Annotated in this window: 28 protein-coding genes; 11 read left to right on the plus strand and 17 right to left on the minus strand. The window is 65.1% G+C overall.

Annotation, left to right across the window (positions count from 1 at the left end; genetic code table 11):
- The 6 genes from ACN4E0_RS12130 to ACN4E0_RS12155 all read right to left on the minus strand — a co-directional run.
- Positions 1-103 (minus strand): GTP-binding protein (locus ACN4E0_RS12130; RefSeq protein WP_419568419.1); only part of this gene is annotated, 103 nt, incomplete at its 3' end.
- A 116-nt stretch (positions 104-219) separates the two neighbouring features.
- Positions 220-690, minus strand: coding sequence for a 30S ribosomal protein S7 (gene rpsG, locus ACN4E0_RS12135; RefSeq protein ID WP_370030656.1), 471 nt, complete (start codon positions 688-690; stop codon positions 220-222).
- 266 nt (positions 691-956) lie between these two features.
- Positions 957-1328: a 30S ribosomal protein S12 gene (rpsL, locus tag ACN4E0_RS12140; protein ID WP_006831873.1), complete on the minus strand. Its 372-nt coding sequence runs from the start codon at positions 1326-1328 to the stop codon at positions 957-959.
- 329 nt (positions 1329-1657) lie between these two features.
- Complete coding sequence (locus tag ACN4E0_RS12145) at positions 1658-2077, minus strand: hypothetical protein (RefSeq protein WP_419568183.1); 420 nt, start codon at positions 2075-2077, stop codon at positions 1658-1660.
- An 87-nt stretch (positions 2078-2164) separates the two neighbouring features.
- Positions 2165-2428, minus strand: a complete 264-nt coding sequence (locus ACN4E0_RS12150; protein ID WP_419568185.1) for a cold-shock protein — start codon at positions 2426-2428, stop codon at positions 2165-2167.
- 172 nt (positions 2429-2600) lie between these two features.
- On the minus strand, positions 2601-2873 hold the full coding sequence (locus ACN4E0_RS12155) for a hypothetical protein (protein WP_419568187.1): 273 nt from the start codon (positions 2871-2873) through the stop codon (positions 2601-2603).
- A gap of 227 nt (positions 2874-3100) precedes the next feature.
- Here ACN4E0_RS12155 and ACN4E0_RS12160 point away from each other — a divergent pair, with 227 nt between their 5' ends.
- Positions 3101-3853 carry a hypothetical protein gene (locus ACN4E0_RS12160; protein ID WP_419568189.1) on the plus strand — a complete coding sequence of 251 codons (753 nt, stop codon included), beginning with the start codon at positions 3101-3103 and terminating at the stop codon, positions 3851-3853.
- A 22-nt stretch (positions 3854-3875) separates the two neighbouring features.
- Here ACN4E0_RS12160 and ACN4E0_RS12165 read toward each other — a convergent pair whose 3' ends face one another.
- Complete coding sequence (locus tag ACN4E0_RS12165) at positions 3876-4820, minus strand: hypothetical protein (RefSeq protein ID WP_419568190.1); 945 nt, start codon at positions 4818-4820, stop codon at positions 3876-3878.
- A complete protein-coding gene (locus tag ACN4E0_RS12170) occupies positions 4817-5599 on the minus strand; it encodes a HipA family kinase (protein WP_419568191.1) in 783 nt (260 codons plus the stop codon). Before ACN4E0_RS12170 ends, ACN4E0_RS12165 begins: the two co-directional genes overlap by 4 nt.
- 129 nt (positions 5600-5728) lie before the next feature.
- On the opposite strand from ACN4E0_RS12170, the gene ACN4E0_RS12175 reads away from it, so the two are divergent.
- The 3 genes from ACN4E0_RS12175 to ACN4E0_RS12185 all read left to right on the plus strand — a co-directional run bounded on the left by ACN4E0_RS12175 (position 5729) and on the right by ACN4E0_RS12185 (position 7774).
- Positions 5729-6508, plus strand: a complete 780-nt coding sequence (locus ACN4E0_RS12175) for a hypothetical protein (protein ID WP_419568193.1) — start codon at positions 5729-5731, stop codon at positions 6506-6508.
- 128 nt (positions 6509-6636) lie between these two features.
- On the plus strand, positions 6637-6894 hold the full coding sequence (locus tag ACN4E0_RS12180; RefSeq protein ID WP_419568194.1) for a hypothetical protein: 258 nt from the start codon (positions 6637-6639) through the stop codon (positions 6892-6894).
- A 235-nt stretch (positions 6895-7129) separates the two neighbouring features.
- Positions 7130-7774: an N-acetyltransferase family protein gene (locus tag ACN4E0_RS12185; protein ID WP_419568196.1), complete on the plus strand. Its 645-nt coding sequence runs from the start codon at positions 7130-7132 to the stop codon at positions 7772-7774.
- 27 nt (positions 7775-7801) lie between these two features.
- On the opposite strand, the gene ACN4E0_RS12190 is transcribed toward ACN4E0_RS12185, so the two are convergent.
- Both ACN4E0_RS12190 and ACN4E0_RS12195 read right to left on the minus strand, forming a co-directional pair.
- Positions 7802-8599 (minus strand): LysR family transcriptional regulator, encoded by a 798-nt coding sequence (locus tag ACN4E0_RS12190; protein WP_419568198.1) that lies wholly within the window; start codon positions 8597-8599, stop codon positions 7802-7804.
- Positions 8600-8684: 85 nt separating this feature from the next.
- Positions 8685-10667, minus strand: a complete 1983-nt coding sequence (locus ACN4E0_RS12195; RefSeq protein ID WP_419568201.1) for a prolyl oligopeptidase family serine peptidase — start codon at positions 10665-10667, stop codon at positions 8685-8687.
- Between the two features lie 202 nt (positions 10668-10869).
- On the opposite strand from ACN4E0_RS12195, the gene ACN4E0_RS12200 reads away from it, so the two are divergent.
- From ACN4E0_RS12200 to ACN4E0_RS12210, 3 genes are read left to right on the plus strand one after another with little or no spacing between them, the layout of a single operon-like run.
- On the plus strand, positions 10870-13035 hold the full coding sequence (locus ACN4E0_RS12200; RefSeq protein ID WP_419568202.1) for an RNA degradosome polyphosphate kinase: 2166 nt from the start codon (positions 10870-10872) through the stop codon (positions 13033-13035).
- The gene (locus tag ACN4E0_RS12205) at positions 13032-14561 is read left to right on the plus strand and encodes a Ppx/GppA family phosphatase (RefSeq protein ID WP_419568204.1); all 1530 of its coding nucleotides are present in this window, start codon (positions 13032-13034) and stop codon (positions 14559-14561) included. Before ACN4E0_RS12200 ends, ACN4E0_RS12205 begins: the two co-directional genes overlap by 4 nt.
- 55 nt (positions 14562-14616) lie before the next feature.
- The gene (locus ACN4E0_RS12210) at positions 14617-15225 is read left to right on the plus strand and encodes a DUF305 domain-containing protein (RefSeq protein WP_419568206.1); all 609 of its coding nucleotides are present in this window, start codon (positions 14617-14619) and stop codon (positions 15223-15225) included.
- Between the two features lie 6 nt (positions 15226-15231).
- On the opposite strand, the gene apaG is transcribed toward ACN4E0_RS12210, so the two are convergent.
- A complete protein-coding gene (gene apaG, locus ACN4E0_RS12215; RefSeq protein WP_221602791.1) occupies positions 15232-15630 on the minus strand; it encodes a Co2+/Mg2+ efflux protein ApaG in 399 nt (132 codons plus the stop codon).
- 116 nt (positions 15631-15746) lie between these two features.
- On the minus strand, positions 15747-16361 hold the full coding sequence (locus ACN4E0_RS12220) for a 2-hydroxychromene-2-carboxylate isomerase (RefSeq protein ID WP_419568208.1): 615 nt from the start codon (positions 16359-16361) through the stop codon (positions 15747-15749).
- A gap of 50 nt (positions 16362-16411) precedes the next feature.
- On the opposite strand from ACN4E0_RS12220, the gene ACN4E0_RS12225 reads away from it, so the two are divergent.
- Together ACN4E0_RS12225 and ACN4E0_RS12230 are read left to right on the plus strand one after the other, a co-directional pair.
- A complete protein-coding gene (locus ACN4E0_RS12225) occupies positions 16412-16726 on the plus strand; it encodes an excalibur calcium-binding domain-containing protein (RefSeq protein WP_419568210.1) in 315 nt (104 codons plus the stop codon).
- A 96-nt stretch (positions 16727-16822) separates the two neighbouring features.
- On the plus strand, positions 16823-17236 hold the full coding sequence (locus ACN4E0_RS12230) for a DUF6628 family protein (RefSeq protein ID WP_419568212.1): 414 nt from the start codon (positions 16823-16825) through the stop codon (positions 17234-17236).
- On the opposite strand, the gene ACN4E0_RS12235 is transcribed toward ACN4E0_RS12230, so the two are convergent.
- Together ACN4E0_RS12235 and ACN4E0_RS12240 are read right to left on the minus strand one after the other, a co-directional pair.
- Positions 17233-18438: a trans-sulfuration enzyme family protein gene (locus ACN4E0_RS12235; protein WP_419568214.1), complete on the minus strand. Its 1206-nt coding sequence runs from the start codon at positions 18436-18438 to the stop codon at positions 17233-17235. The genes ACN4E0_RS12230 and ACN4E0_RS12235 overlap by 4 nt on opposite strands.
- A 40-nt stretch (positions 18439-18478) precedes the next feature.
- A complete protein-coding gene (locus ACN4E0_RS12240) occupies positions 18479-19018 on the minus strand; it encodes a TetR/AcrR family transcriptional regulator (RefSeq protein WP_419568216.1) in 540 nt (179 codons plus the stop codon).
- Between the two features lie 75 nt (positions 19019-19093).
- Between ACN4E0_RS12240 and ACN4E0_RS12245 the strand changes: the two genes are divergently transcribed.
- Together ACN4E0_RS12245 and ACN4E0_RS12250 are read left to right on the plus strand one after the other, a co-directional pair.
- On the plus strand, positions 19094-19486 hold the full coding sequence (locus ACN4E0_RS12245) for a hypothetical protein (protein WP_419568218.1): 393 nt from the start codon (positions 19094-19096) through the stop codon (positions 19484-19486).
- A gap of 40 nt (positions 19487-19526) precedes the next feature.
- Positions 19527-20798 (plus strand): phospholipid carrier-dependent glycosyltransferase, encoded by a 1272-nt coding sequence (locus ACN4E0_RS12250; protein ID WP_419568220.1) that lies wholly within the window; start codon positions 19527-19529, stop codon positions 20796-20798.
- A 25-nt stretch (positions 20799-20823) separates the two neighbouring features.
- Here ACN4E0_RS12250 and ACN4E0_RS12255 read toward each other — a convergent pair whose 3' ends face one another.
- The 3 genes from ACN4E0_RS12255 to ACN4E0_RS12265 are packed head-to-tail and all read right to left on the minus strand — an operon-like array spanning position 20824 to position 23668.
- Positions 20824-21948, minus strand: coding sequence for a glycosyltransferase family 2 protein (locus ACN4E0_RS12255; RefSeq protein ID WP_419568222.1), 1125 nt, complete (start codon positions 21946-21948; stop codon positions 20824-20826).
- Between the two features lie 56 nt (positions 21949-22004).
- Positions 22005-23072, minus strand: coding sequence for a 3-isopropylmalate dehydrogenase (gene leuB / locus ACN4E0_RS12260; protein ID WP_419568224.1), 1068 nt, complete (start codon positions 23070-23072; stop codon positions 22005-22007).
- Positions 23069-23668: a recombination protein O N-terminal domain-containing protein gene (locus tag ACN4E0_RS12265; protein WP_419568226.1), complete on the minus strand. Its 600-nt coding sequence runs from the start codon at positions 23666-23668 to the stop codon at positions 23069-23071. Before ACN4E0_RS12265 ends, leuB begins: the two co-directional genes overlap by 4 nt.

Raw genomic sequence — 23668 nt, forward strand, 5'->3', positions numbered from 1 at the left:
CGGTGTAGTAGAGGATACGCTCGGTCGTGGTGGTCTTGCCGGCATCGATGTGGGCCATGATGCCGATGTTGCGGTACCGCTCCAGCGGATATTCGCGGGCCATGTGGAATTCCTCAGAGTTCGGGGGTGAGCTGCCTCGGCCCCCATGTAGGGATTAATGCGACGGTTTCGAGACCGGGCGGCGCGCAAGGCGCTCGCCCGGTCCCAAATCCGCCCCGCTTACCAGCGGTAGTGCGAGAAGGCGCGGTTCGCGTCCGCCATGCGGTGCGTGTCTTCGCGCTTCTTGACGGCGTTGCCGCGGTTGTTGGCCGCATCCATCAGCTCGCCCGAGAGGCGGGCGGCCATGGTGGTTTCCGGACGACCGCGCGCGGCGGTGATCAGCCAGCGGATGGCGAGCGCCTGGGCACGCTCGGGGCGAACCTCGACCGGCACCTGGTAGGTCGCGCCGCCGACGCGGCGGCTGCGCACTTCGACCTGCGGCTTGATGTTCTCGAGCGCATTGTGGAACAGCTCGATCGGGTTCGCCTTCGCCTTGGCTTCGACGGTGTCGAGCGCGGTGTAGACGATACCTTCGGCGACGGCTTTCTTGCCGTCGTACATGAGGTTGTTCATGAACTTCGACAGGACCTGATCACCGAACTTCGGATCAGGCAGGATTTCCCGCTTCTCGGGACGACGACGACGTGACATTTTTCAAACTCCTTCGGAGTGCGGCGAAACCTCCGTTTCGCCTTGCGGTGCCAGCCCTCTCCCCCGCCCGGCCACCCAGAGACTACCTTCGTATGGTGTCCGGGCGGAGGAGAGGACTGTCCCCGCGTTGAAACCTTGGGCCTTCGGTTCCGGTCCGCTTCCCCACCCGGCTACCCCAACGGGATAATGCCATGGGTGGCCGGGTGGGGGAGCGGGCCGGTGCCGAAGCTGACGACGGACGTCGTCAGCGCACCCAACAAAAACCCTTACTTCGGACGCTTGGCGCCGTACTTCGAGCGGCTCTGCTTGCGGTCCTTGACACCCTGGGTGTCGAGCACGCCGCGGAGCACGTGGTAGCGCACGCCGGGAAGGTCGCGCACACGGCCGCCGCGGATCAGCACGACGCTGTGTTCCTGCAGGTTGTGGCCTTCGCCCGGGATGTAGGAGATGACTTCGCGCTGGTTGGTCAGGCGGACCTTGGCCACCTTGCGCAGAGCCGAGTTCGGCTTCTTCGGGGTCGTCGTGTAGACGCGGGTGCAAACGCCGCGCTTCTGCGGGTTCTGCTCCATTGCAGGGACCTTGCTCTTGGCCTTCTGCGGAACGCGGCCCTTGCGGACCAGCTGGTTGATCGTCGGCATGATTTCTCACTTCACCGTTATGTGGCGGCGACTAGGGGTTCGGGGATGGTGTGTTGCGGGTTCGTGCTGGCGACGCACGCGATGCCAGAAGCACCGGGGCGGCCAATTCGCACGAGCCTGAAACGCTCCACCCGCGGGCCCCACGGCCACCGGGTTACTTTGACGGCTGCCCCCAGCTTATCGCTGCAATAGAAAAGAGCCCGAGTGCATCGCGCACCAGGCCCCGGGACATGACCGGCAATGTTCAGCTCTATCTGACCGACGAGGGAATCACGCGAGGTGGGTCCAACACCGGATGGGCGCGCACATAGTGCGATGGGGGTGCGGGGTCAAGCCGGTCGCTCGTCCGGCTCCTGCGACAGCTGGCGCATGTGTGCGGCCAGCGCCAGGCCGAGGTCGGTGTAGACATAGGGGCCCACGTGATATTCGCGCACCAGCTTCACGGTGACGCCTTCGGGCAAAGGCGCTTCGGGCGGATCGACCGCGCCGCCCTCGCCTTCCCAGGAATTAACCGCCTTTTCCGCCGGCGCGGGTGCGGGGTCCCCGGCATAGGTGCCGTAGATGATGGTTTCCGGCGCCGCGACCGGGGGCTTGGTATCGGGCATCTGGCGTAACTCCCGCAATTGCCGCACGCGCTCGGCATATTCGGCGACCTTGGCGAAGTGGTCGTCGCGCGCGTCGTCGTCGCCCGCCATGCCCGCCCGCATGACCGAGGCCTGGTGTTGGTGAAGCAGTTCGTTGAGGTCCATGATGCGCCCCTTCCGGGTCGAGAGGATGTGGGAACGGCCCGGCCGCCGCCTCCGCGGCGCGGCCGGGCCATCACGGTCGGGGACCGGTTAGTGGGCCTGCTGGCGGCCGGCGATCTTTTCGCCCTGCTGGCGGACCTGCTCCTGCTCCTGCTGGCGCAGATTGGTCGCGCTGACCGTGCCGCCGTCGACTTGCCGGGTTTCATAGCCCCAGCGCTGGCCCTGGCTCGGTTCGCCGGCCTGCTGCTGCAGGTCGTCCTTGCCGAAGCCGAGCGGCTCGCCGCCCTGTTCGGGAGCGATCGTGCCGCTGCCCTTGCCGCTGTCGTAGCTCTTGATGGTGCCGAAATGTGTCATGGGAGACCGTCCTTCGATTTCGCGCAGGCGCTCATCAGCGACCGCTTGTGCGCGGGGCTAGAAGGCGAAATGGAAAGAAGGGAGGGCAACTGGCCCTCGGGACCGTCGATCGCGACTGGTAGCTGGATAGGAGATGGGGTGCCGTAGGCAGGGTTACAAGGCGGCGCTCAAGCTATTCCGTCACAGCAACGGGGCCTGCGTAGCCGTCGAGCTTGTCGGTGCGGGTGTTGTCGACCGGCCTGGGCTTGAGCGGCTGGCCCTTGGCGCCTGTGCGCTGGAGCGGGAAGCCCCAGTTCATCGAAGTGAGCGCGCCATCGGCGATCACCGCGCCGGGCGTGCCGGGGAAGACTTCTTCGGAGAAATTGGCGCCGCGAAGCCGGTCGATCGCCGCGAACCAGCGCGCGACTTCGGCATTGGGGCGGGTCAGGCGGTAGAGATTGCACATGCGTGGATGGTTAACTTGTGGGTGGTGGGGTGCCTAGGGGGGCATGATGCGTGATGAGCTCTCGCTAGCCGATGAGTATCACACGGCGCTGTCCTCACACCGGGTGGGCGCGCGATTTGGGTGATGGGTGCGCGGATAAGAGTATAGGGATTACCGGAAATTGGCCATCGCCTTGACTATTCAGAACTAAATGTTTCGAATGGCCTTGCGGAACGGAGATCCAAGTAATGCCAAATGGTCTTAATTTTTTCGAGGATATTGAGCGGCTTGAAAACTACCTGGGCCTTCCGAAGGGCGGCCTCGCAAATATTCCCGGCTACGCCCTGCCTGAGGCAGTATCAGCAATTAAGAAAGTGCAAGAACTCGAAAGATCAAGACAATTCCGACCGGGACTTTATTATATAGTTCTGGCCGATTTGATGGACGCCACAAGATTTTCTAATATTTTTGGCAATGAAGCGCTAAAAAGGCGAATAGAGCTTTTCCATATAGCATGTGTTCAAGCCATCGGGGAACTGGATCTTAAAAACTATGTCGCCTTTAGCAAAAATATTGGTGATGCTACACTATTGATCTTCTCATCTTTCTCTGATGTTTATGCTTGGTCAAACAAGTTGACGTCGGCATTAGAAGATCTTTCAGATGCATACGAAGCCGAATTTGAGTTCGATCATGGAACGGAGCTGAGTGAATCTGACAGTAAGCGGCTAGCATTTCTAGCAAGACGTTTGGTTCACCTAGGTGAGGTTTCCTATATCAAAGATATCGACCCGGTAAGTCTCGCCGTAAGTCAAACATTTCATCTTGAGAAGAACTTTAAGAAAACCGAACTCGGTTGCACCGAAATAGTAGTCGACGCAATTACCCCTCTACTAAAGGAGCTTTCCGCAAAAGCTGTAGACACTGGGAAAAAAGTTAACCTTTCCGGCTCCGATCGAAAAATCAAATCGTTCTATATCGTCAACGATTCCGCCGACTGATTTCGCGCGACTTAAGGTCCGATCATGCTCGGCGACTTACCATGGTCCGCATCTCGGAACGTTGAAGAAATTTTGCTATACCCTCAACGGAGTCTCGCGATTGGACGCCGATGTCTTCCTTCGCACCTTGCTCGCCAAGATCAAAGATCATCTCTTGAAGCTGGTCATCTTGAGCGAGAGTCAGTTCCGGGTCATCGACAGGCCGCCGGTAAACAACCATCTCAAATTTCCGTTCGCTCGGTAGAAGGCCCTGCTCGTTGTCACGGTAACGAGCCAAATCCCACATAAGGCGTTTGACGTGATCCACCATCACGCGCGAGCGCGATGGCCGAAGTGTCGCGAAGTTCGCGACAAGCCCGTCTCCAGCAAAGCCAATGAAGATTTTCTGAGGTGGAGGTTTCGGTGCTCTCTTGGCTCGATAACGAATCTCGGAGCTGAAAAAATCAGCCAAATTTGGCTCATCTTTTTCAATCGCGTGGTAAACAAGAACCGGAAGACGATCATTACTAATCCTCGCACCAAAGCCATCTGTCGGTTCATCATCACCTTCAACGGTATCAACCTCTGGTGTATTTACGTGCAATGACGAAATTCGGTTAAGCCAATACGTTGCGAGAGCCCGTGCATCTTTCGCCTCGCCCACCCTCTCGTCTCCAAGACATATTCCAGAGAAACCGAACTTGATTTCTTCAAGAGACTGCACCCCGGCTAGGTTCAAATGATCCCTGACCGAGGTGATTGCAGCTTTTTGCGCCAGTAAGACGGTTTCCGAAGATTCACCGAAGAGACACTTGAGTTTTCGAGTTGCATTCGCAGGCAAGGTCACAGCTGCCTCGCCGTTCCACGCAACAAGCCCAATAATAAATTGTTCGGGTGAATCCGGGTGTGGGCGGAAGAATATTGGGCGCCACTTCCCAACAGAAAGTCGATCACGACTTGGAAACCTGATTTCGCCTGGCTCAATCATACCAAGACCCCAAGTGCTTTTCGTGAGAGCGGCTCGATATACTCGACTCGCGCCTTCAAAAACCTAACCACATTGTTGAACTCGTCTTTCAACAAAGCATCGATCCGATTCTGAGAGAGCAGTTCCTCGACATCGGTGCTTTCAGCCGACGATTTGAGATGCATGACTTGTTCAACCGCACGTACCCGACGACTGCCCGAAAGGCTCGGAGTAAGCCACTCAGACAGTCGGTTTCTAAATTCAGAGTCCACTTTGAGGTCTCTAGCATTCCACGTCGGACCGGTCAGGCAATGACCATGGTCAATCATCCAAAGATCGCCTTCGCCTCCCATGAGCAGATTTCCCCGGTGCCGGTCAACATTCGCAAGCCAACTATCGAACCCATACAGTTCACCCAGACGTTCCCAATTCGCTAATATTTCATACACTTCGTTGGCTCGTCCGGCATCGCTAAGGATTTGAAGAACAGGGCGTGCGTCGGCGGCGGAACTTGCAAAGACCAAGTGAGCGTCACCCCCGTACGGGACGTTGGTCGCATTGAAAGTCTCGTTCTTCGCCACCGCCAGAATCGGAGTGGGCACAGGCAGATCTAGATGTGAAGCAATTGTCGACGCAATAAGCTCATTTACCAGCTGCCGCAGCGGCAAGTCTTTGATGAACGCACTTAAAATACCACCCGAGGTGCACAAGACCTCGCCACGAAAAACGTCATTCACGTTATCATTGAAATGAAATGGCCGCGCGCCTGCAAGCACACTGCCAAATTCAACAACAGCCATTGCACGTCCCCTCCCCCATGAAAGAGAGACGCCAATCTATTAATCTTGTCAACTGTTTACCCTTAAGTCGACAAACGACGACAGAAAGCATTTTCCTACATTGCTCGAATGTGCATCCTGCGCACCGACATGCTCGAGTCAGACCACCCCACCTCCTCCCGCAAAATAGCACGCCAGGCCACCTCCGCTGTCGCCTTCACCGCCGACGAACCCGAGGACGACGATCCGCTCCTCGCCTTTACCCCCTTCCTCCACCCCGCCCCGCGCAGCAATTCGATCACGCCCGAACTCCAGCGGCGCTTCGTCGCGACGCTCGCCGCCACCGGCATCGTCAAGGTCGCCGCGCGGCATATCGGGAAGAGCCTGGAGGCGCTCTACAGGCTGCGCCACCGGCCCGGGGCGGAGGGCTTTGCCGAGGCGTGGGACGCGGCGCTCGAGCGCGGGGTGCAGCGGCTCGAGGACATGGCGGTCGAGCGCGCAATGGTCGGGACGCGGACGCCGATCGTCTCCTGCGGCGAGGTGCTCGGCTGGTGGGACAAGCCCGACAATGCGCTGCTGCGCTTCCTCCTCGCCCACCGCATGCCCGCGCGTTACGGCCCGCAGGCGCACGAGCTGGGGCCGGGGCATCCCGTCTATGACGAACTGGCCGGGCAGGCGCAGGCCGAAGTCGCCGCCATCCGGCGCGAGCTGAGCCAGGAGGTGACCTCGCGCGCGATGGCGCTGCAGGTCTTCCGGCGCCGTCGCCTCTGGCGCCAGCAGCAGGCGGCGGGCGACAAGGCGGGCCCGATGAAGGACGCCTGGGATGCGAGCGGGCCCGACGGCTTTCCCGAACTGCCCAACTGGGCCGCGCAGGGGATGGACCGCGCGCGCGAAATCCTTGCCGAGATGGAGGAGAACCCGCCCTTCTGACCCGCCCCTCCCCCTTACCCCCTCCGCGCCGCGAAAATAAATATGGCACGATTGAGGCCGCGAAGCGTCTTATCCCTGAACCCGCGCATTTCTTGCGCATTCGCAAACCCACGACAGGGGAGACTTTCATGAAGTTCAGGAACACCGCCATCATCGCCTCGGCCCTCGCCATCGGCACGCTCGGCGCGTGCTCGGAAAGCACCGAGGAAGCCAAGGAAGACCTGGCCGAGCAGCAGTATGAATCGCAGGAAGACGTGCTCGAAGAGCAGGCCGATCTTGCCGAGGCACAGGGCGACGAAGCGCAGGAAGAGGCGCTCGACGCCAAGGCCGACGCCATGGGCGAAGCCGGTGACGCGGCCGAAGACCAGGTCGACGAGACCATGTAATCGACCCCGTCGGCGCTCGATAGCGCTGGCGAAGAACGGGGCGGTGCCTGCCACGCGGCAGGTGCCGCCCCTTCGCGTTCCGGCGCGGATGAGAGCCGGTGGTCCTCCGCGGAACCGGCGCGGCGTCCGTGCGCTGGACCGGGGAAGAATTCCCATGCCGCTGCCGCGCTGGCACAGGGGCGCGAATGGCCCTAGGCTGCGCGGCGCGGGGCGACATGCGCGATGGAGTGCGAGAATGGCCGATACTGCCGGGAGCCCGATACCGCTGCGCTCGCAGGGCGGCTGTGGGCCGTCGTCGATCGTCACCCGCCTCGCCGACGGGCGCGACATCTGCATCCGCACCATGGGGCCGGGGGACGAGGAGCGGCTGCGCGGCGGGATCGCGCGGATGAGCCCGCGCTCGCGCTACCTCCGCTTCTTCTCCGGCGGGGCGAGCCCGCCCGACTGGGTGATCGAGCGGCTGCTCGACGTCGACGGCGTGCTCCACCTCGCTTGGGGCGCGATCGACCTGTCGCATCCCGAGGAGCGGGTGATGGGCGCGGTCCACGCGATGCGGCCCGATGCGGGCGAGCGCGAGGCCGAGTTCTCGGTCGGGGTGGTCGACGATTATCACGGCCTGGGCGTGGGGCGGCTGCTCGCCGCGACGCTGCTGATGGATGCCGAGGACGGCCAGGTGGACGCCTTCCGCGCGCATGTGCTGGCCGAGAACGAGGCCGCGCGCGGCTTCATCCGGCGGCTCGGCGGGCGCCACGTCGGGCAGGACGGGCCGCAGTCGGAATATCTGCTCGAGGTCGCGCCTGCGCTGGCGCGGCTGCGGCAGGAGAGCGATCCGCCGGGCCTCGCCGACATCTTCGCGCATTTCGATTCGGCTGCGGGCTAGCGCGCGCGGGCGCTCCGCGGCGCGGCCCTATTGCGAGAGGAAGGCGACCAGCGCCCTGACCTTCTTGGTCCGCCACTGCGGGGTCGGCGCGACCAGCCAGTAGGCGCGCGTGCCGGTGTGCGGCCCGTCGAGCACCTCGAGCAGACCCGCATCGAGCGCTTCCTTGACCAGCAGTTCGGGCAGGATCGCCTTGCCCAGCCCGGCGAGTGTCGAGGACAGCGCCTGGCCGGCGTTGGAGACGGTGACATGCGCCGCGATGCCGTCCTGCAGCGGCAGGCCCCAGTCGATCCACTTGTCGGGCGCGCCGCCATGCTCGGCCGGGCGCGCCACGGTGACCCGGCGGGCCTCGTCGAGCTCGATCCCCTGCAGTTCGCCCGGGCCGTCGACCAGCCTTATCGCGCAGTCGAGATTGGCCTCGGTGAAATCGGCGTTCTCGTCGGCGACGAAAACGAACTTGATCTCGGGATTGGTCTCGCCGAACTTGGCCAGCCGCGGGGCGAGCCACTGGGCGTAGAATTCGCGCGGGCAGGCGATGGTGTAGCTGTCGCTGGCCTGCCCCGCCTGCATCGCCGAGACGCTTTCCTCGAACTTGAGGAAGCCCTCGCGCAGCGCGTCCAATCCGGCAGCCCCTTCCTGCGTCAGTTCGAGACCCTTGCTGGTGCGGCGGAACAGCACGGTGCCGAGATGGTCCTCGAGCGCGCGGATCTGCTGGCCGACCGCGGCAGGCGTCACCGCCAGCTCGTCGGCGGCGCGGGTGAACGAAAGGTGCCGCGCGGCGGCATCGTAAACGCGCAGGGCGTTGAGAGGCAGGTGGGTACGCTTCATCGGATGGCCGAATTAGGCAATGCTGCGCTGCGGCACAAGTCGCCTCCTGCTTCGCGCGTCGAAAATGCTCCTGCGCGCGGCCCGTTCAGTCGGGCGGATTGTGCCGTTCGAGAAAGGCTACCATCGCCTCGAGCAGCTTTGCGTGATTGCCCTCGCGCACCGGCGTGTGGCCGTCTTCGAGCATCAACGTGTCGAGCTCGATGCCCATCCGCTCGGCCTTTTCGACCAGGCGGTAATACTGCGAATAGGGCACCCGCGTGTCGTCCTTGCCCTGGCCGAGGAACACCGGCCGGGTGAGTCGGTCGAGCTGCGCCATGGGCGAGACCTTGCTGAGATCGAAGCCCGAATCCTTGCCGCGTACCTTTGGCTTCCAGTTTTCGGTGTAGGTGCGTCGCGTCAGCGCTTCAGCATCGTAAAGCAGCATCGCGTCCCAGTCGGTCACCCCCGCCCAGCTCGCCGCGCAGCGATAGAGTTCGGGATTGCGGATCACCGCCCACAGCGCGGCGTAGCCGCCGTAGCTGGCCCCGACCACACAGACCCGCTCGGGATCGGCATAACCCTGCGCCACCGCCCAGCGCGTCGCGTCGTCGAGATCGTCCTGCATTTTGCGGCCGATCTCGCCATCGCCGGCCTCTTCGAAATCGGACCCGAACCCGCCCGAGCCGCGGAAATTGGGCTGAAGCACGGCGTAGCCGCGATTGGCGAAGAGCTGCACCCAGTCGTTGTATTCGAGATCGTCGCGGATCCCAAAGGGGCCGCCATGCGGCATGACGATGAGCGGCAGGCCGGTCTTTCCGCGGCCGCGCGGCAGGGTGAGGTAGCTGCGCATGGCCAGCCCGTCGCGGGTCACGATATCGTGTGCAGTGCCGCGCGAAAGCAGGCGGAAATCGATGTCGGGGCGAAGATTGGCGAGGAAGGCGAGCCGCTTCTCCGCCGGGGTGAAGACATAGAGCGCGCCGGGATCGTCCGGACCCGTCTGGAGCACCAGCATCCGATTTCCAGCGGCATTCGAGATGATCCGCACGCTCCGATCGCCGAGCGCCTGTGAAAGACTGTCCTGCACCCCACCCACCGCCTTGTCGAGCCAGACCTGGCGCAACCGGTCGTCCCGGATAGTGACCGCAACAGGCTTTCCGTCGTCATCGAGGCGGACGCCTTCCACGCTCCACTTGTCATCCTCGTAGACCACCGGCCCCGCCGTTGCGGTACGATAGTTGAATTCACGCAGGATCTCGCGCCCGTCTTCGGTCGGCTGCAACGTGTATCCGATGTCGCTGCCGGGCTGCAGCCCGATGACGTCCCAGTTCTCGAGTGTGTCCTCGTCGTCGCGCGCGATCTTGGTGACGCGCTCGAATTCCTCGCCCGGTCCGCCACGGTAGAGCACGACGACTGATCCGCGGCTGGTGCGACCCATGCCCAGCCGGACCACGCCATCGCTGTCGGCGAACCAGAACTGCACACCGCCCTGGTTGTCGACCACGCGCTCGGATCGCTCCATCGCCGTGCCATCGAGCGGGATGCGCCACACCTCGGCCTCGTACCGGGCCTGGTTCTGATAGTTGAGCAGGACATACTCGCCCGCCGGATCGATATGGACCACCGTATCGCCATCGACCGCAGCCTTCTTCAAGCCGGCATAGGACATCTTCCCGGTCGCCATGTCGTAGACCAGCAGGCGCGACATTCGCGCCCAGTAATTGGCGTTCTCCGTCTGGCGCATCACCGAAAGCAGCAGGCGGTCGTCGCCGGCCCAGCGGAACCAGTTGAAATCGTCGGAATCGCCCCCGTCGATCACCTTTTCCAGTTCCAGCGTATCGGCATCGTAGATGCGGATCATCTGGTGGCCGTCCGAATTGCCGCCGATCGCGATCCTGCGGCCCGTTTCCGAAAGGCGTGCCCCATCGAGCACGAGCCAGTCGGCGAAGGCTGCAACCGATATCTTGGCCGGGCGCCCCGTGGCATCGATCTGCGGCGGCGGATCGTCCTGCGCGGCAAGGCCTGCAGGAACCAGCACGAGGCTCAGCGCGCAGGCCAGGGCCTGGCAGCAATGCGACCGGAGTAGAGACATGGTAGGCAACCCCCTGAGAACCCGCACAACCTACCGGCCACGGCGCTGCATGCAAGTTCGGCCGGCGAAATTCCGTTCCCGACAGGCGTTTAACAATCCAGCCAATTCGCTCGTCGAAACAAATGCTTTGCTATAACCGTTCGGGCAGCCACATTGTAACCGTTCCGTCATATTCGAGGACCATGCCCGGAAGCACAGCTGCATGACCGCCGAAGCATCCCGCACCATCCCGGCCAACGACGCCGGACCGGACGCGCCGACCGCGCCGCAGGATCGCTATACCAATCGCGAACTGAGCTGGCTGTCGTTCAACCGCCGGGTGCTCGCCGAAAGCGAGAACACGCGCTACCCGCTGCTCGAAAGGCTGCGCTTCCTGTCGATCTCGGCGAGCAATCTCGACGAATTCACCATGGTCCGCATCGCGGGCCTCGAAGGCCAGGTCCAGCGCGGCATCGAGACGCAGGGAATCGACGGGGCCAGCCCGCGCCAGCAGCTCGAGGCGATCCGCGAGCAACTCTCCGCGCTGGAGGATCGCCAGCAGGACAGCCTCGATACGCTGCGCGGCCTGCTCGCCGAGGAAGGGATCCTGATCTCGGCGATCGACGATCTGACCAAGAGCCAGCAGAAATGGCTCGGCGACTATTTCGAAAGCGACATCCTGCCGCTGATCACCCCGCAGGCAATCGACCCCAGCCACCCCTTCCCCTTCGTCGCCAACAAGGGGATCGGCCTGATCTTCCGTCTGAAGCGCGGCAAGCGGCAGGCCGATCTGATCGAGATGGTCCTGATCCCCAGCGGCGCGCCGCGCTTCGTGCGCGTGCCGGGCGAGCAGGCGGTCTATGTCTCGATCGAACAGCTGGTCACGCGCTTCGCCGACCAACTCTTCCCCGGCTTCAAGGTGCTGGGGGACGGTATCTTCCGGGTGATCCGCGACAGCGATATCGAGGTCGAGGAAGAGGCCGAGGATCTGGTGCGCTATTTCCGCACCGCCATCCAACGCCGCCGCCGCGGCCGCACCGTATTGCTCGAACTCGACGACGATTGCGACGAGATCGCCGAGACGATGCTGCGCGAGCAGCTCGAGGTCGAGGAAGCGATGATCGTCAAGACCGGCGGCATGCTCGGCCTCGCCGATCTGGCCGCGATCTGCAACGAACCTAGACCTGACTTGAAGTTCGAGCCCTTCGCCCCGCGCTATCCCGAGCGGATCCTCGAACACGACGGAGACTGCTTCGCCGCCATCCGCGAAAAGGACATCGTCATCCACCACCCCTTCGAAAGCTTCGACGTGGTGGTCGATTTCCTTTTCCAGGCGGCACGCGACCCCGCAGTCATGTCGATCAAGCAGACGCTCTATCGCGCGGGCGACCAGTCGCCGGTCATCGCGGCGCTGATCGAGGCCGCGCAGAACGGCAAGGCGGTGACCGCCGTGGTCGAGCTGAAGGCCCGCTTCGACGAAGAACGCAACATCCACTGGGCGAGCGAGCTCGAGCGCGCCGGGGTGCAGGTGATCTACGGCTTCACCGACTGGAAGACCCATGCCAAGGTCAGCCTGGTGGTGCGACGCGAAGAGGACGGCTACCGTACCTACTGCCATTTCGGCACCGGCAACTATCACCCGGTCAATGCCAAGATCTACACCGACCTGAGCTTCTTCACCGCCGATGCCGCGCTGGGGCGCGACGCGGCCAAGATGTTCAACTTCATCACCGGCTATATCGAGCCCGACGACCTCGAACGGATTTCGGTTTCACCCATCGGGTTGCAGGAAAAGCTCTACGAGCTGATCGACAGGGAGATCGCGAACGCCGAGGAGGGCAAGCCCGCGGGTATCTGGGTGAAGCTCAATTCGATCACCAACAAGGCGGTGATCGACAAGCTTTACGAGGCGAGCCAGGCCGGAGTCGAGATCCGCATGGTGGTGCGCGGCATCTGCAGCCTGCGCGCCGGCCTGCCGGGCATTTCCGAGAACATCAGCGTCAAATCGGTGATCGGCCGCTTCCTCGAACATTCGCGCATCTGGGCCTTCGCCAACGGCCGCGCGCTGCCCAGCCGCCAGGCCAAGGTGTTTCTCACCAGCGCCGATGCGATGAGCCGCAACCTCGAGCATCGCGTGGAGGTGCTGGTTCCGATCTCCAACAAGACTGTCCACGACCAGGTGCTGGGCCAGGTGATGCTCGCCAATATCCTCGACACCGAACAGAGCTGGCAGCTCGATCCCGATGGCCAGTACCATCGGCTGCGCAAGGGCGAAGGCGGCTTCAACTGCCACCAGTATTTCATGGCCAACCCCTCGCTCTCGGGCCGCGGCGCGGCGCTGGGCGATCACGAGGTGCCCCGTCTGACCCTGAAAGATACATCCAAGTGAGCAAATCGCGTTCGGCCAAGTGGCAGCGGCGGCTGATCCAGCCCCCGCGCGCGGTGATCGACATCGGTTCGAACACGGTGCGCATGGTGATCTACGAAGGCACCGGCCGCGCGCCCGAAGTGGTGTGGAACGAAAAGGTCGCCGCCCGGCTCGGGCGCGACCTGTCGGACACCGGACGCATCCCCGATGAAGCATCCGACGAGGCTCTGGCCGCGCTCGCGCGCTACGCGCTGATCCTCGGCGATCTCGGGATCGAGGATGTCCAGACGGTTGCCACCGCCGCCGCGCGCGACGCGGAAAACGGCGCCGAATTCCTGGCCCGCGTGGCCGATCTGGGCCTCGAGCCGCGCCTGCTCTCGGGCGAGGAGGAAGCCTGCGCCTCGGCGATGGGCGCCTTGGGCGCCTTCCCGGGTGCCAAGGGCGTCGTCGCCGATCTCGGCGGGGGCAGCCTCGAACTGGTGTCGATCGCCGACAACGAGTGTCACGAGGCCTCGAGCCTGAGGCTCGGCACGCTGCGCCTGCCGGCATTGCGAGCCGCAGGAGCCGAGGCGTTCGACACCGCAGTGCACGAACAGTTAGCCTCGGTCGGCTGGGCCGCGGCGCATCCCGGCCCGATGTATATGATCGGCGGCACCTGGCGCGCCCTCGCGGCCTATGCGATGCGCTATTTCGACTATCCGCTGACCGATCCGCACGGCTTCACCCTGCTGCCCGACGATGCGCGACGGCTGGCCAAGGAACTGGTCGACGCCAAGCCGGAGACGCTGATGGAGATCAGCGGCATCACGCCCATGCGCGCGCATTACCTGCCCGATGCCGCCGCGCTGCTGCGCCCGCTGCTCGACGAAATCGAGCCCGACGAGCTGATCTTTTCGTCATGGGGCATCCGCGAAGGCCTGCTCTATTCGCGGCTCGAACCGGCGCAGATGCAGGCCGACCCGCTGCTGGCGGGCGTCACCGCCTATGCCGCGCCGCGCGATGCCTCGATCACCGAGGCGACGCTGCTTGCCGCCTGGACGGTCGACCTCGCCGATGGAGATGGCCGGGTGAACGAGCGGCTCCGGCTCGCCGCGGCGCAATTGTCGGGCGCGCTCCACCGCGTCGAACCCAATCTGCGCGACAGCCATGCGGTGGAATGGTCGCTGGGCAAGCGCTGGATCGATCTCGACGCGCGCGGACGGGCGATGATCTGCGCCGCGCTGTTCGGCAGCCTCGGTCGCACCGAACTGCCCGGGAAGCTGCGCGAACTCGCCAGCGACGACGATCTGCGCGAAGGCATGACCTGGGGCCTCGGCTTCCGCCTCGCGCGGCGGCTGGGGGGCGGCAGCAAGGTCTCGCTCAGCACCAGCGCGCTGCGGCGCAAGAAGAAGACGCTGGTCCTGCGGCTCGACGAAAGCCGTGCCGCGCTGGCGAACTATCCCGCAACGCTCGATTTCGAGATCCTCGCCGGCTGGCTCGACCTCAAGCCCAAGATCAAGATCGGCAGCTTCGACTTTTCCGGCATTGGCGAGGACGAGGACCTCTAGCCCCGGAACCGCCCCCCCGGACTTCCCGTTGATCGGGAAAGACAGGGGAATTTCGATGGATAGCGCACACCGCCGTGGTGGGCACGGCAAGTGGACCACCTTCTTCGCCATGATCGCGACCTCGATCGTGACCATGTTCGTGCTGACCTATTTCAACAGCTGGGCGGTGGATCACGATTTCTTCAGCCAGACGCGCATGTGGATGGCGCTGATGATGGGCTGCGCGATGATCGTGGTCATGCTCGGCTTCATGTGGGGCATGTACCGTTCGCGTACCGCCAAATTGCTGGTGTTCGCCGCCGCCTTCGCCTTCGGCGGCCTGTTTCTGTGGCTGGTGCGCAGCCAGCGGACGGTCGATGACGAGGCCTGGATGAAGGCGATGATCCCGCACCATTCGATCGCCGTCCTGACCAGCAAGCGCGCGCAGATCAGCGACCCGCGCGTGCGCAAGCTGGCCGACGGCATCATCGAGGCGCAGATCAAGGAAATCGCCGAGATGAAGCTGCTGCTCGCCGATATCGAGGCCAATGGCGAAATGGGCTCGGGCGACCCCATCGCGGGACGCTCGACCAAGCTGACGCCCGAGCTCGAAGCGAAGGCGAAGGAAGCCATCGACCGGAAAATCACCGCCGAGGGCGAATCCGACCTCGCCCCGATGCGCTGACGCGCCTTACTTGGCGGTGGCGGGCGCGGCGAGCGGGAAGAAGGGAATGCGCACTTCGAGCGGCGAACCGTCTTCGGCGTGGAAGGTATAGAAGCCCTCCATCGAGCCGTGCGGCGTATCGAGCGGGCAGCCGCTGACGTAATCGTGGCTCTGCCCCGGCATCAGCACCGGCTGTTCGCCGACCACGCCCTCGCCATCGACATGGCTGACCAGCCCGCGACCGTCGGTGATGCGCCAGTGGCGGGTCATCAGCTGGACGCGCTCGTGCGAGCCGTTTTCGAGACGGATGTGATAGACCCAGAACCACTTGCCCGCCTCCGGCCGCGACTGCTCGGGCAGGAAGTTCACCGCCACGCGCACGGTGATCCCGTGGGTGATGGCGGCATGCTGGAAGAGTTCCTTGATCACACCACCTATGTAGAGGTACCACAAGAGGGCGCAACCCGCGGGTTGCACTTATCCCCCAGGCGCGGGCGATTCAACGCGGTTTAACAAGCGCTTGGTGCGAATGCGCGCGTACCTCAAGGCTTGCCGCCGGCAAGATAGTCGGCAAGCTGGCCAAGGCGCTCCTTGCCGAACCACATCTCCCCGTCGACGAAGAAGGTCGGGATACCGAAGGCGCCGCGATCGACCGCATGCTCGGTATTGGCCGCGAGCTGCGCTTTCACCTCCGGGTCCTGTGTCGCCGCGAGCAGGCGCCCGGCGTCGAGCCCGGCCTGCGCCAGTTCGCGCCCCACCGCATCGCCGTCGGCACAATCGATAGTGCGCTCCCACACCGCGGGCAGCAGCGCCTCGACGATGGCCTGCCGCTCGGCCTCGTCCTGCGCGGCGACCAGCACGCGCTGGAGCATGATCGAGTTGAAGGGCAGCGCCGGGTGCATGCGGAAGCGGTCCATGCCGTGGCGGTCGAGGAAGCGCTGGAATTCGAGCGCGGCATAGGGAACCTTGCCCCTCACATCCGCATCGCGGATCATCGGCGGCGCATTGCCCGTGAGCTTGTGCATCCCGCCGAGGAAGACCGGCGTGACGGTGAGCTGCGCCCCGGTCCGCGCGACGATATCCTTGAGCGGATACCAGGCGAGATAGCCGTTGGGCGCGGCGAAATCGAAGATGTACTCGACAGTCCTGATCGACATGGGGCCGCTCCTTTTCGCCTCGGTAACGCTTTGTCGGTAGGGTTGCACGGATGAAAGCCTTCGCCCCGCTTCTTCCGCTGGCGCTTCTTGCCAGTCCGCCGCTGCCCGCGCTCGCGCATCCGGGCGGGCTCAATGCCGAGGGCTGCCACAACAACCGCAAGACCGGCGAGTATCACTGCCACCGCAACCGCCGCCCGACGCAGCAGGCACCCACCGTGCAACTGCGGGGCGGCGTCTATTTCGCCAATTGCGATGCCGCGCGCGCAGCCGGCGCGGCGCCGATCTATCGCGGCCAGCCCGGCTATCGCCCCGCACTCGACCGCGACAATGACGGAGTCGCCTGCGAACCCTGGCGCGGCCGTTAGGCGAGACGGACGACAGCCGGAACCAAGGCGGAAACTCAGCAAAACTTTACTTGCGAATGAGTTGCAGTAGCATACGATGTTCCGAAAGGAGATCGCATGGCCCATTCGTATGATTCGCCCGCCCTCGACCTGCCGCTGCCCGCGCGGCGCCACCAGACTCTCGGCCTGGTGATCCTGCGGCGGCTGGCCGCGCACGGTCTCCAGGATGCGCGTGCGAGCCTGCTCGCGCTCGATGCGGCGGGAACCGACTTCCGCAAGCTGCTGGTGCTCGCGCGCGCACTGGTGGTCGATCTCGCTCGCACCTCTCAGCGCCGGCTCGTGCTGGCGCCCTGCTGCGCTGCGGGGATGACACGCGACGAGGGGCTGATGATGGCGCTGGTGAGCGGCGCGGGCCTCGACGTCCACGGCGCGCTGACCGACGATGCGCGCTGTCCGGTGGCGATGACGACCGCGCATGCGCTGGGCGAAGAACTCGAGCGGATCGCGATCCGCAACGGCTGGCGGCGCTAGAGCCCCGCCGCCGTCAGCGCGCGGTCGAGATCCTCCTTGAGGTCCTCGACATCCTCCAGCCCGACATTAATCCGCAACAGGCCTTCGGTCACGCCCATCTCGTCGCGGTCCTCCTGCGTCATACCCGCATGGGTGGTGCTCGCCGGGTGGCACATCAGACTGCGCGAATCGCCGATATTGTTCGACAGGTCGACCAGTTCGAGCGCGTCGAGCAGTGCGAAGGCGGTCGCGCGGTCGCCGACATCGAGCGCGAAGATCGGGCCGGTGGCGACCATCTGCCGCGTCGCGAGTTCGTGGCGCGGATGGCTCGGCAGGCCGGGATGGAGGATTTTCGGAACGCGCGGCTCGATGAACTTGCCCAGCTCGACCGCATTCTCGCTCTGGCGGCGCGCGCGCAGGTCGAGCGTTTCGAGCCCCTTCATCACCACCCAGGCGTTGAAGGGGGCTATGTTGGGGCCGGTGTTGCGCTGGAAGGGCAGCAGCACCTCGTCGATCCATTGCTGCGAAGCGCAGACCGCGCCCGCGAGCACCCTGCCCTGCCCGTCCATCAGCTTGGTCGCGCTGTAGGCGACGACATCGGCGCCGAATTCCATGGGCTTCTGCAGCGCGCTGGTGGCGAAGGCGTTGTCGACCACGGTGGTGATGCCATGCGCTTTCGCCACGCTGCAGACATGCGCGAGATCGACGACGTCCAGCGTCGGGTTGGCGGGGGTCTCGAAGAAGAACACCCTGGTGTTGGGGCGGATCGCCGCTTCCCAGGCAGCATCGTCGGCGCTGTCGACCACGCTGGTCTCGATCCCGAAGCGCGGCAGGAGATGATCGAGCAACCAGCGGCACGAGCCGAAGGCGGCGCGCGCGCCGACCACGTGATCGCCCACCGAGAGCTGGCACAGCAGCGCGGTGGTCATCGCCGCCATCCCGCTGGCCTGCGCGCGGCAGGCCTCGGCACCCTCCATCAGTGCGATGCGCTCCTCGAGCATGGCGACGGTCGGGTTCTGGAGGCGCGAATAGGTCATCCCCTCGGCCTCGCCCGCAAACCGGTCGGCGACGGTCTGCGCGTCGTCGTAGGTGTAGCCAGAGGTGAGGAACAGCGCCTCGCTGGTCTCGCCATGCTCGCTGCGCCAGGTGCCGCCGCGCACGGCCTGCGTCGCGGGGCGCCATGTGCTGGTGATCGAGCGGTCCATACCGGTGGTCTTCTTCATGCGCTGCGGGATAGCACGGCGCGCCAGCGCGGCAAGCGGCTCAGCCTTCCAGCGCGGCAAGCCCCGCTTCGCCGATCTCGCCGCGGCCGACCGCGCGGAGCATCTGTGCGCCCTCGACCACGGCAAGCACCGCACGCGCGCCGGCCCGCGGGTCGGGATCGTCCGCGGGCAAATGGTCGACCACCCAGTCGAGCAGCATGTCCATCATGCCGCCCGCCGCCTCGCGGTAGGCGGTCTCGCCATTGGCGCAGCCCGAAACGATATCCCACCAGACGCGGAAGAAGGGTGCGAATTCGCGCTGTCCGGTGATCGCGTAGACCCCTTCCGCGCAGGCGCGACGCGAGGGACTGCGCGCCGTCGGGAAGGCGGTGGCGAGCGCCGCGGCGAACATATGCGCGAGATGGTCGAGCAGCGCGGCGACCAGCGCATCCTTGGTACCGAAGTGGTAGATCAGCATCCGGTCGCTCGTTCCCGCCGCCCTTGCCAGCGGGCGCAGGGAGGCATCGGCGAGGCCGTGCTCCATCACGTGCGCCGCCAAGAGCGGCAGCAATGTTTCGCGGGACATGCGGGCTGTCGACATGAGATACTTGTAGCGAGTGCTACAAGTCGCTACAAGTGTAGCACTCGCTACATTCCGACTCGGGAGCCTGCCTTCATGACACCGCACGCAATCCTCTTCCTCGCCGGGCTCCTGGCCGCTCTGGCCGCCCTCGCCTATATTCTGACTGCTCGCGACGAGACCGGGAGCCCGCTGCTCGCAGCGATGCTCGCGGCCGGCTTCGGCGCCTTCACCGCAGTGACCATAGTCAGCGAAGGCGTAATGCCGGTGTGGCTCAACCACACTTCCAACCTGTGGGGCGTACAGGTGTGGTGGGACCTGCTGTTTTCGCTCGGCACCGCCTGCTTCTTCGTCGTGCCGCGCGCCCGCGCGCAGGGCATGGCGGTGCCGCTGTGGCTGCTGTTCGTCGCCGCGACCGCCAGTATCGGCCTGCTCGCCATGGTCGCGCGCCTGTTCTGGCTGGAAAAGCGCCCCGCCTCCGCAGCTTAGCGCTTGAAGCGGGCGCGCGGCTTTTCTAAGCCGCTCGGCGATGAGCCGCGCGCCCGAGCAACCCAAGGATCCGATCCGCTGGTGCGCCGCGCTGGCGCTGGTCTTCTGGCTCGCCTGCCTCCCCTTTCTGACGATCGTCGCGAAACCCTATTTCGACGAAATCCATTACCTGCCCGCCGCGCGCCAACTGCTGGTGCTGGGCGAATTCACCAATCGCGAGCATCCGCTGGTGGGCAAGGAGCTGCTCGCGCTCGGCATCGCGCTGTTCGGCGACAATCCCTGGGGGTGGCGGCTGCTGCCCAGCCTGTTCGGCACGCTGGCGCTGTTCGCGGCCATGCGCGCGCTGTGGTTCGCCACGCTCAGCCGCTTCGCCACGCTCGCCTATGGCGTGCTGCTGGCGACGGGCTTCCATCTGTTCATCCACGCGCGCATTGCGATGCTGGACATCTTCTATCTCGCCTTCCTCGCGCTCGCCGCGTGGCAGTTCGCCGCGGCGATCCGCCAGCCCGAGCAGGGCCGCTGGCGGCTGGCGCTGACCGGCATTGCGCTGGGCCTCGCCATGGGATCGAAGTGGAACGCGCTGGTGGTCGCCATGCTGCCCGGCCTCGCCTTCTTCTTCGCCCGCGCGGCGGCCGGGCGGCGGCGCCTGTTCCGCAGCCGCCGCGGTGCGCCGGTTCCCGGCACCACGCTGATCGAGGCCGCGCTATGGCTCGGCATCGTCCCGCTGGCGGTCTATGCCGCGACCTTCCTCCCGGCGTTCTTCTTCCGCATCAGCCCGATTACCGAAGGGCTGGTGTACCACAACCAGTTCATGCTCTCGCAGCAGCAGCAGGTCCTGAAGCCGCATCCGTACCAGTCGACGTGGGAGCAGTGGGTGCTGAACGTCCGCTCGATCTGGTACCTCTACGAGCCGGTCGATGGAGTGCAGCGCGGGATCATGCTGATCGGCAATCCGCTGACCATGCTGCTCGGCCTGCCCGCGCTCGCCTGGTGCGGCTGGCACGGCGTGGTCCGCCGGCACTGGGCCGCGCTGGCGGTGACGATTCTCTATGCCGCGAGCCTCGGTTTCTGGATTGTCGCCGCCAAGCCGGTGCAATTCTATTATCACTACGCGCTGCCGAGCATGGCGCTGCTCGCCGCACTGGCGCTCGCCTGCGACGCGCTGTGGCAAAACGACCGGCGCAAGACCGCACTGGCACCCGTCATCGGCAGCGTGCTGGTGTTCGCCTGGTTCTACCCGATCATCAGCGCCGCGCCGCTCGCCGGACCGGACAGCTTCGCCGTGTGGACCTGGCTCGAAAGCTGGCGGTAGGCCTCCCGCTGCGGGGAGGCCGATCTCAATACCGACCCCAGACGAAGCGGCTCGACAGGGCGTAGTTCCACACCGAGCCGATGCCGATGCCGACCAGCGCCGCGAGCACCGTGTGGAGGCCGCGATCGTGCAGCGTCGTCGCCACCGCGACATTGGCGAAGGCGCCGATCGAACAGGCGGCGATGAAGGTCGCCCAGCCCCAGAAGACGCCCTTGGGCGTGCTCAGCCGCTTGTCGCGATAGGTGAGGAAATTGTTGAGCCAGAAGTTGAAGCTCATCGCGCCGAAGGTCGCGACCGCCTGGCTCCAGCTGAAATTGGCCCCGCCCAGCAACAGGAAGGCGTAGAGGATCGCCATGTGCACGCCGACGCCGATCACGCCGACCGTGCCGAACAGCGCGAAACGGGTCGGGATCACCCGGCCAAAGCTCTTGTCGTAGAGGCCGGCGAGGAAATCGAGCGCGATGGCACGGTCGAGCTTGCTTTCGCCGGAGCGGCGGGCGGAGAAATTCATCGGGAAATCCTTCACCTTGAGCGGTGTTTCGGAAGTGGCGAGCAGGTCGAGCAGGATCTTGAAGCCGATTCCCGAAAGGTTCGGGACCAGTGCGCGCGCGGTGGCGGAGGGCAGCAGGAAGAAGCCGCTCATCGGATCGCTGAGTTCGACCCCGGTGAGTTTGCGCGCGAGCATGTTGGCGACGCTCGACAGCTTCTCACGGTCGGGGCGGCCCCATTCCTCCATGCTCGCGCCCTCGGCGAAGCGGCTGGCGACGGCGACATCGGCCTCGCCCGATTTGACGGCTGCGAGCATGTCGACGAGCAGCTTGGGATCGTGCTGGTGGTCGGCATCCATCACCGCGACATAGGGCGCGGCAGTGGCGCAAAAGCCCTCGATCGCGGCGCTCGACAATCCGCGGCGGCCGATCCGCTGAAGCACCCGTACGCGCGGGTCGGCCAGCGACAGGCGACGCGCTTCGTCGCTGGTGCCGTCGGACGAATTGTCGTCGACGATCAGCACTTCCCATCCGGCCTTGCCCAGCGCGCCCTCGATCCGCTCGACCAGGGGGGCGAGATTGTCGCGCTCGTTGAGCGTCGGCAGGATGATGGCGAGTTCCAACGCGGAGGCGCCGGTTGCGGTTGCGGTTGCGGAGGCCATGGAGGGCTGCGTTTCCGGTGTCATATCCATTGCATGACCCGGTTATGCCGCAATCCTCAAGATGTGGTTACCATCTTCCTAACAATCGCGTCGCCGATCTCCTCGGTCGAGGCGCTCCCGCCGAGGTCGCCGCCGAAGACGCGATCGGCAAGAATGCCCTCGACCGCGCGCTCGATCCGCGCCGCGTCCTGCTCGCGTCCGAGCGAATGGCGGAGCAGCATGGCGAGGCTGAGCACCGCGGCGACCGGGTTGGCCTTGCCCTGCCCGGCGATGTCGGGCGCGCTGCCGTGGATCGGCTCGTAGAGCCCGAAAGTGCCGTATTCGGTCTGCCGCTCGCCGAGGCTGGCGCTGGCGAGCAGGCCGATCGAGCCGACGCAGGCGCTGGCCTGGTCGGAGAGGATGTCGCCGAAGAGGTTGCCGGTGACGATGGTGTCGAATTGGCCGGGGGATTTCACGAGCTGCATGGCGGCGTTGTCGACATACATGTGGTCGAGCGCGACCTCGGGATATTCCTTGGCCACCGCCACCACGGTTTCGCGCCAGATACGGCTGGTTTCGAGCACATTGGCCTTGTCGACGCTGGTCAGCCGCCTGCCCCGCCCCATCGCGGCGCGGAAGGCGGTATGCGCGATGCGGCGCACCTCGGCCTCGTTGTAGGACATCGCGTCCCAACCCTCGCGCCCGCCGGGGCTGTCGCGCTCGCCCTTGTCGCCGAAATAGACGTCGCCATTGAGTTCGCGCACGACGAGCAGGTCGATGCTGCGCGCGACCTCGGGCTTGAGCGAGGAGAGGTGTTCGAGACCGGGGAATCCCGCGGCAGGGCGCAGATTGGCGAACAGGCCGAGTTCGCTGCGCAGGCCGAGAATCGCCTGTTCGGGCCGAAGCGCTCGCGGCAAATCGTCGCAGGCAAAATCGCCTACAGCGCCGAACAGCACCGCGTCGGCCGCGCGCGCCATTTCCAGTGTCTCGGGCGGCAAGGGATGACCATGGCGGCGGTAGGCAGCGGCGCCGACATCGCCCTCGAACAGCGTCAGGCCGGGCAGTGACAGCGTCTCGAGCACGCGCAGCGCCTGCGCCGTGACTTCGGGGCCGATCCCGTCGCCGGGGAAAATTGCGATCTTCATTCCACCATCCGTGCCAGTCGCTGCCTCAGGAGTTGCCGCGCAGCTAGGACGTCGGCGCGCGTGTCGGCAAGCAGGTAGCGCGCGATCAGCGGCTCCTGGCGGTCGAGAATTTCCAAGGCCTGGCCAAGGTCCGCTATCGCGGGCCGCTCGCCGCCATAGCCCAGTTCGCGCAGCAGCAGCGCCTCGTAGAGCGCCAGCGCCGCGACCCAGTCGCGCGCCGCGCCCGCCGAACAGATCGCGTCGAGCAACCCGCCGAGCGCTGCATGGAGCGAGGGATAGGGATTGCGCTCGGGCAGCGCGGCGGCGGTCAGCGCGGTCGCCCAGGCGATCGCCGCGGCGGGCAGCGGTTCACCGAGCCACGGCCCGCGACTGGTGACCAGTTCGAGCCGCGCGAAGGGCAGTTGGCTGTCCGATTTCGCACGGATTTCTGCCTGCACGATGTTGCCCGGGATCACCACGGGGCGCAGCGCCCTCCCGCGCCCGCCCGCGACATAGGCAGCGACGAGCCCGTTCGCCTCGGTCAGCATGCGCGCGATCACCGCCGTCTCGCCATGCGGGCGCGCGGCGACGAGGACGGCGGGTGCGGTGAGGTGCAT

It is taken from the genome of Qipengyuania sp. (assembly GCF_048550555.1).
GTDB lineage: Bacteria > Pseudomonadota > Alphaproteobacteria > Sphingomonadales > Sphingomonadaceae > Qipengyuania.

What these genes read in the sequence shown, in the direction of transcription:
- ACN4E0_RS12240 (WP_419568216.1), bottom strand. Translation starts at nt 19,018, where the DNA reads ATGTCGACAGCCCGCATGTCCCGCGAAACATTGCTGCCGCTCTTGGCG.
- ACN4E0_RS12250 (WP_419568220.1), top strand. Translation starts at nt 19,527, where the DNA reads ATGAGCCGCGCGCCCGAGCAACCCAAGGATCCGATCCGCTGGTGCGCC.
- ACN4E0_RS12235 (WP_419568214.1), bottom strand. Translation starts at nt 18,438, where the DNA reads ATGAAGAAGACCACCGGTATGGACCGCTCGATCACCAGCACATGGCGC.
- leuB (WP_419568224.1), bottom strand. Translation starts at nt 23,072, where the DNA reads ATGAAGATCGCAATTTTCCCCGGCGACGGGATCGGCCCCGAAGTCACG.
- ACN4E0_RS12230 (WP_419568212.1), top strand. Translation starts at nt 16,823, where the DNA reads ATGGCCCATTCGTATGATTCGCCCGCCCTCGACCTGCCGCTGCCCGCG.
- ACN4E0_RS12180 (WP_419568194.1), top strand. Translation starts at nt 6,637, where the DNA reads ATGAAGTTCAGGAACACCGCCATCATCGCCTCGGCCCTCGCCATCGGC.
- ACN4E0_RS12170 (WP_419568191.1), bottom strand. Translation starts at nt 5,599, where the DNA reads ATGGCTGTTGTTGAATTTGGCAGTGTGCTTGCAGGCGCGCGGCCATTT.
- ACN4E0_RS12200 (WP_419568202.1), top strand. Translation starts at nt 10,870, where the DNA reads ATGACCGCCGAAGCATCCCGCACCATCCCGGCCAACGACGCCGGACCG.
- ACN4E0_RS12245 (WP_419568218.1), top strand. Translation starts at nt 19,094, where the DNA reads ATGACACCGCACGCAATCCTCTTCCTCGCCGGGCTCCTGGCCGCTCTG.
- ACN4E0_RS12175 (WP_419568193.1), top strand. Translation starts at nt 5,729, where the DNA reads ATGCTCGAGTCAGACCACCCCACCTCCTCCCGCAAAATAGCACGCCAG.
- ACN4E0_RS12165 (WP_419568190.1), bottom strand. Translation starts at nt 4,820, where the DNA reads ATGATTGAGCCAGGCGAAATCAGGTTTCCAAGTCGTGATCGACTTTCT.
- ACN4E0_RS12160 (WP_419568189.1), top strand. Translation starts at nt 3,101, where the DNA reads ATGCCAAATGGTCTTAATTTTTTCGAGGATATTGAGCGGCTTGAAAAC.
- ACN4E0_RS12145 (WP_419568183.1), bottom strand. Translation starts at nt 2,077, where the DNA reads ATGGACCTCAACGAACTGCTTCACCAACACCAGGCCTCGGTCATGCGG.
- ACN4E0_RS12155 (WP_419568187.1), bottom strand. Translation starts at nt 2,873, where the DNA reads ATGTGCAATCTCTACCGCCTGACCCGCCCCAATGCCGAAGTCGCGCGC.
- ACN4E0_RS12220 (WP_419568208.1), bottom strand. Translation starts at nt 16,361, where the DNA reads ATGTCGATCAGGACTGTCGAGTACATCTTCGATTTCGCCGCGCCCAAC.
- ACN4E0_RS12210 (WP_419568206.1), top strand. Translation starts at nt 14,617, where the DNA reads ATGGATAGCGCACACCGCCGTGGTGGGCACGGCAAGTGGACCACCTTC.
- ACN4E0_RS12265 (WP_419568226.1), bottom strand. Translation starts at nt 23,668, where the DNA reads ATGCACCTCACCGCACCCGCCGTCCTCGTCGCCGCGCGCCCGCATGGC.
- ACN4E0_RS12150 (WP_419568185.1), bottom strand. Translation starts at nt 2,428, where the DNA reads ATGACACATTTCGGCACCATCAAGAGCTACGACAGCGGCAAGGGCAGC.
- ACN4E0_RS12255 (WP_419568222.1), bottom strand. Translation starts at nt 21,948, where the DNA reads ATGGCCTCCGCAACCGCAACCGCAACCGGCGCCTCCGCGTTGGAACTC.
- ACN4E0_RS12190 (WP_419568198.1), bottom strand. Translation starts at nt 8,599, where the DNA reads ATGAAGCGTACCCACCTGCCTCTCAACGCCCTGCGCGTTTACGATGCC.
- rpsL (WP_006831873.1), bottom strand. Translation starts at nt 1,328, where the DNA reads ATGCCGACGATCAACCAGCTGGTCCGCAAGGGCCGCGTTCCGCAGAAG.
- rpsG (WP_370030656.1), bottom strand. Translation starts at nt 690, where the DNA reads ATGTCACGTCGTCGTCGTCCCGAGAAGCGGGAAATCCTGCCTGATCCG.
- ACN4E0_RS12195 (WP_419568201.1), bottom strand. Translation starts at nt 10,667, where the DNA reads ATGTCTCTACTCCGGTCGCATTGCTGCCAGGCCCTGGCCTGCGCGCTG.
- ACN4E0_RS12225 (WP_419568210.1), top strand. Translation starts at nt 16,412, where the DNA reads ATGAAAGCCTTCGCCCCGCTTCTTCCGCTGGCGCTTCTTGCCAGTCCG.
- ACN4E0_RS12185 (WP_419568196.1), top strand. Translation starts at nt 7,130, where the DNA reads ATGGCCGATACTGCCGGGAGCCCGATACCGCTGCGCTCGCAGGGCGGC.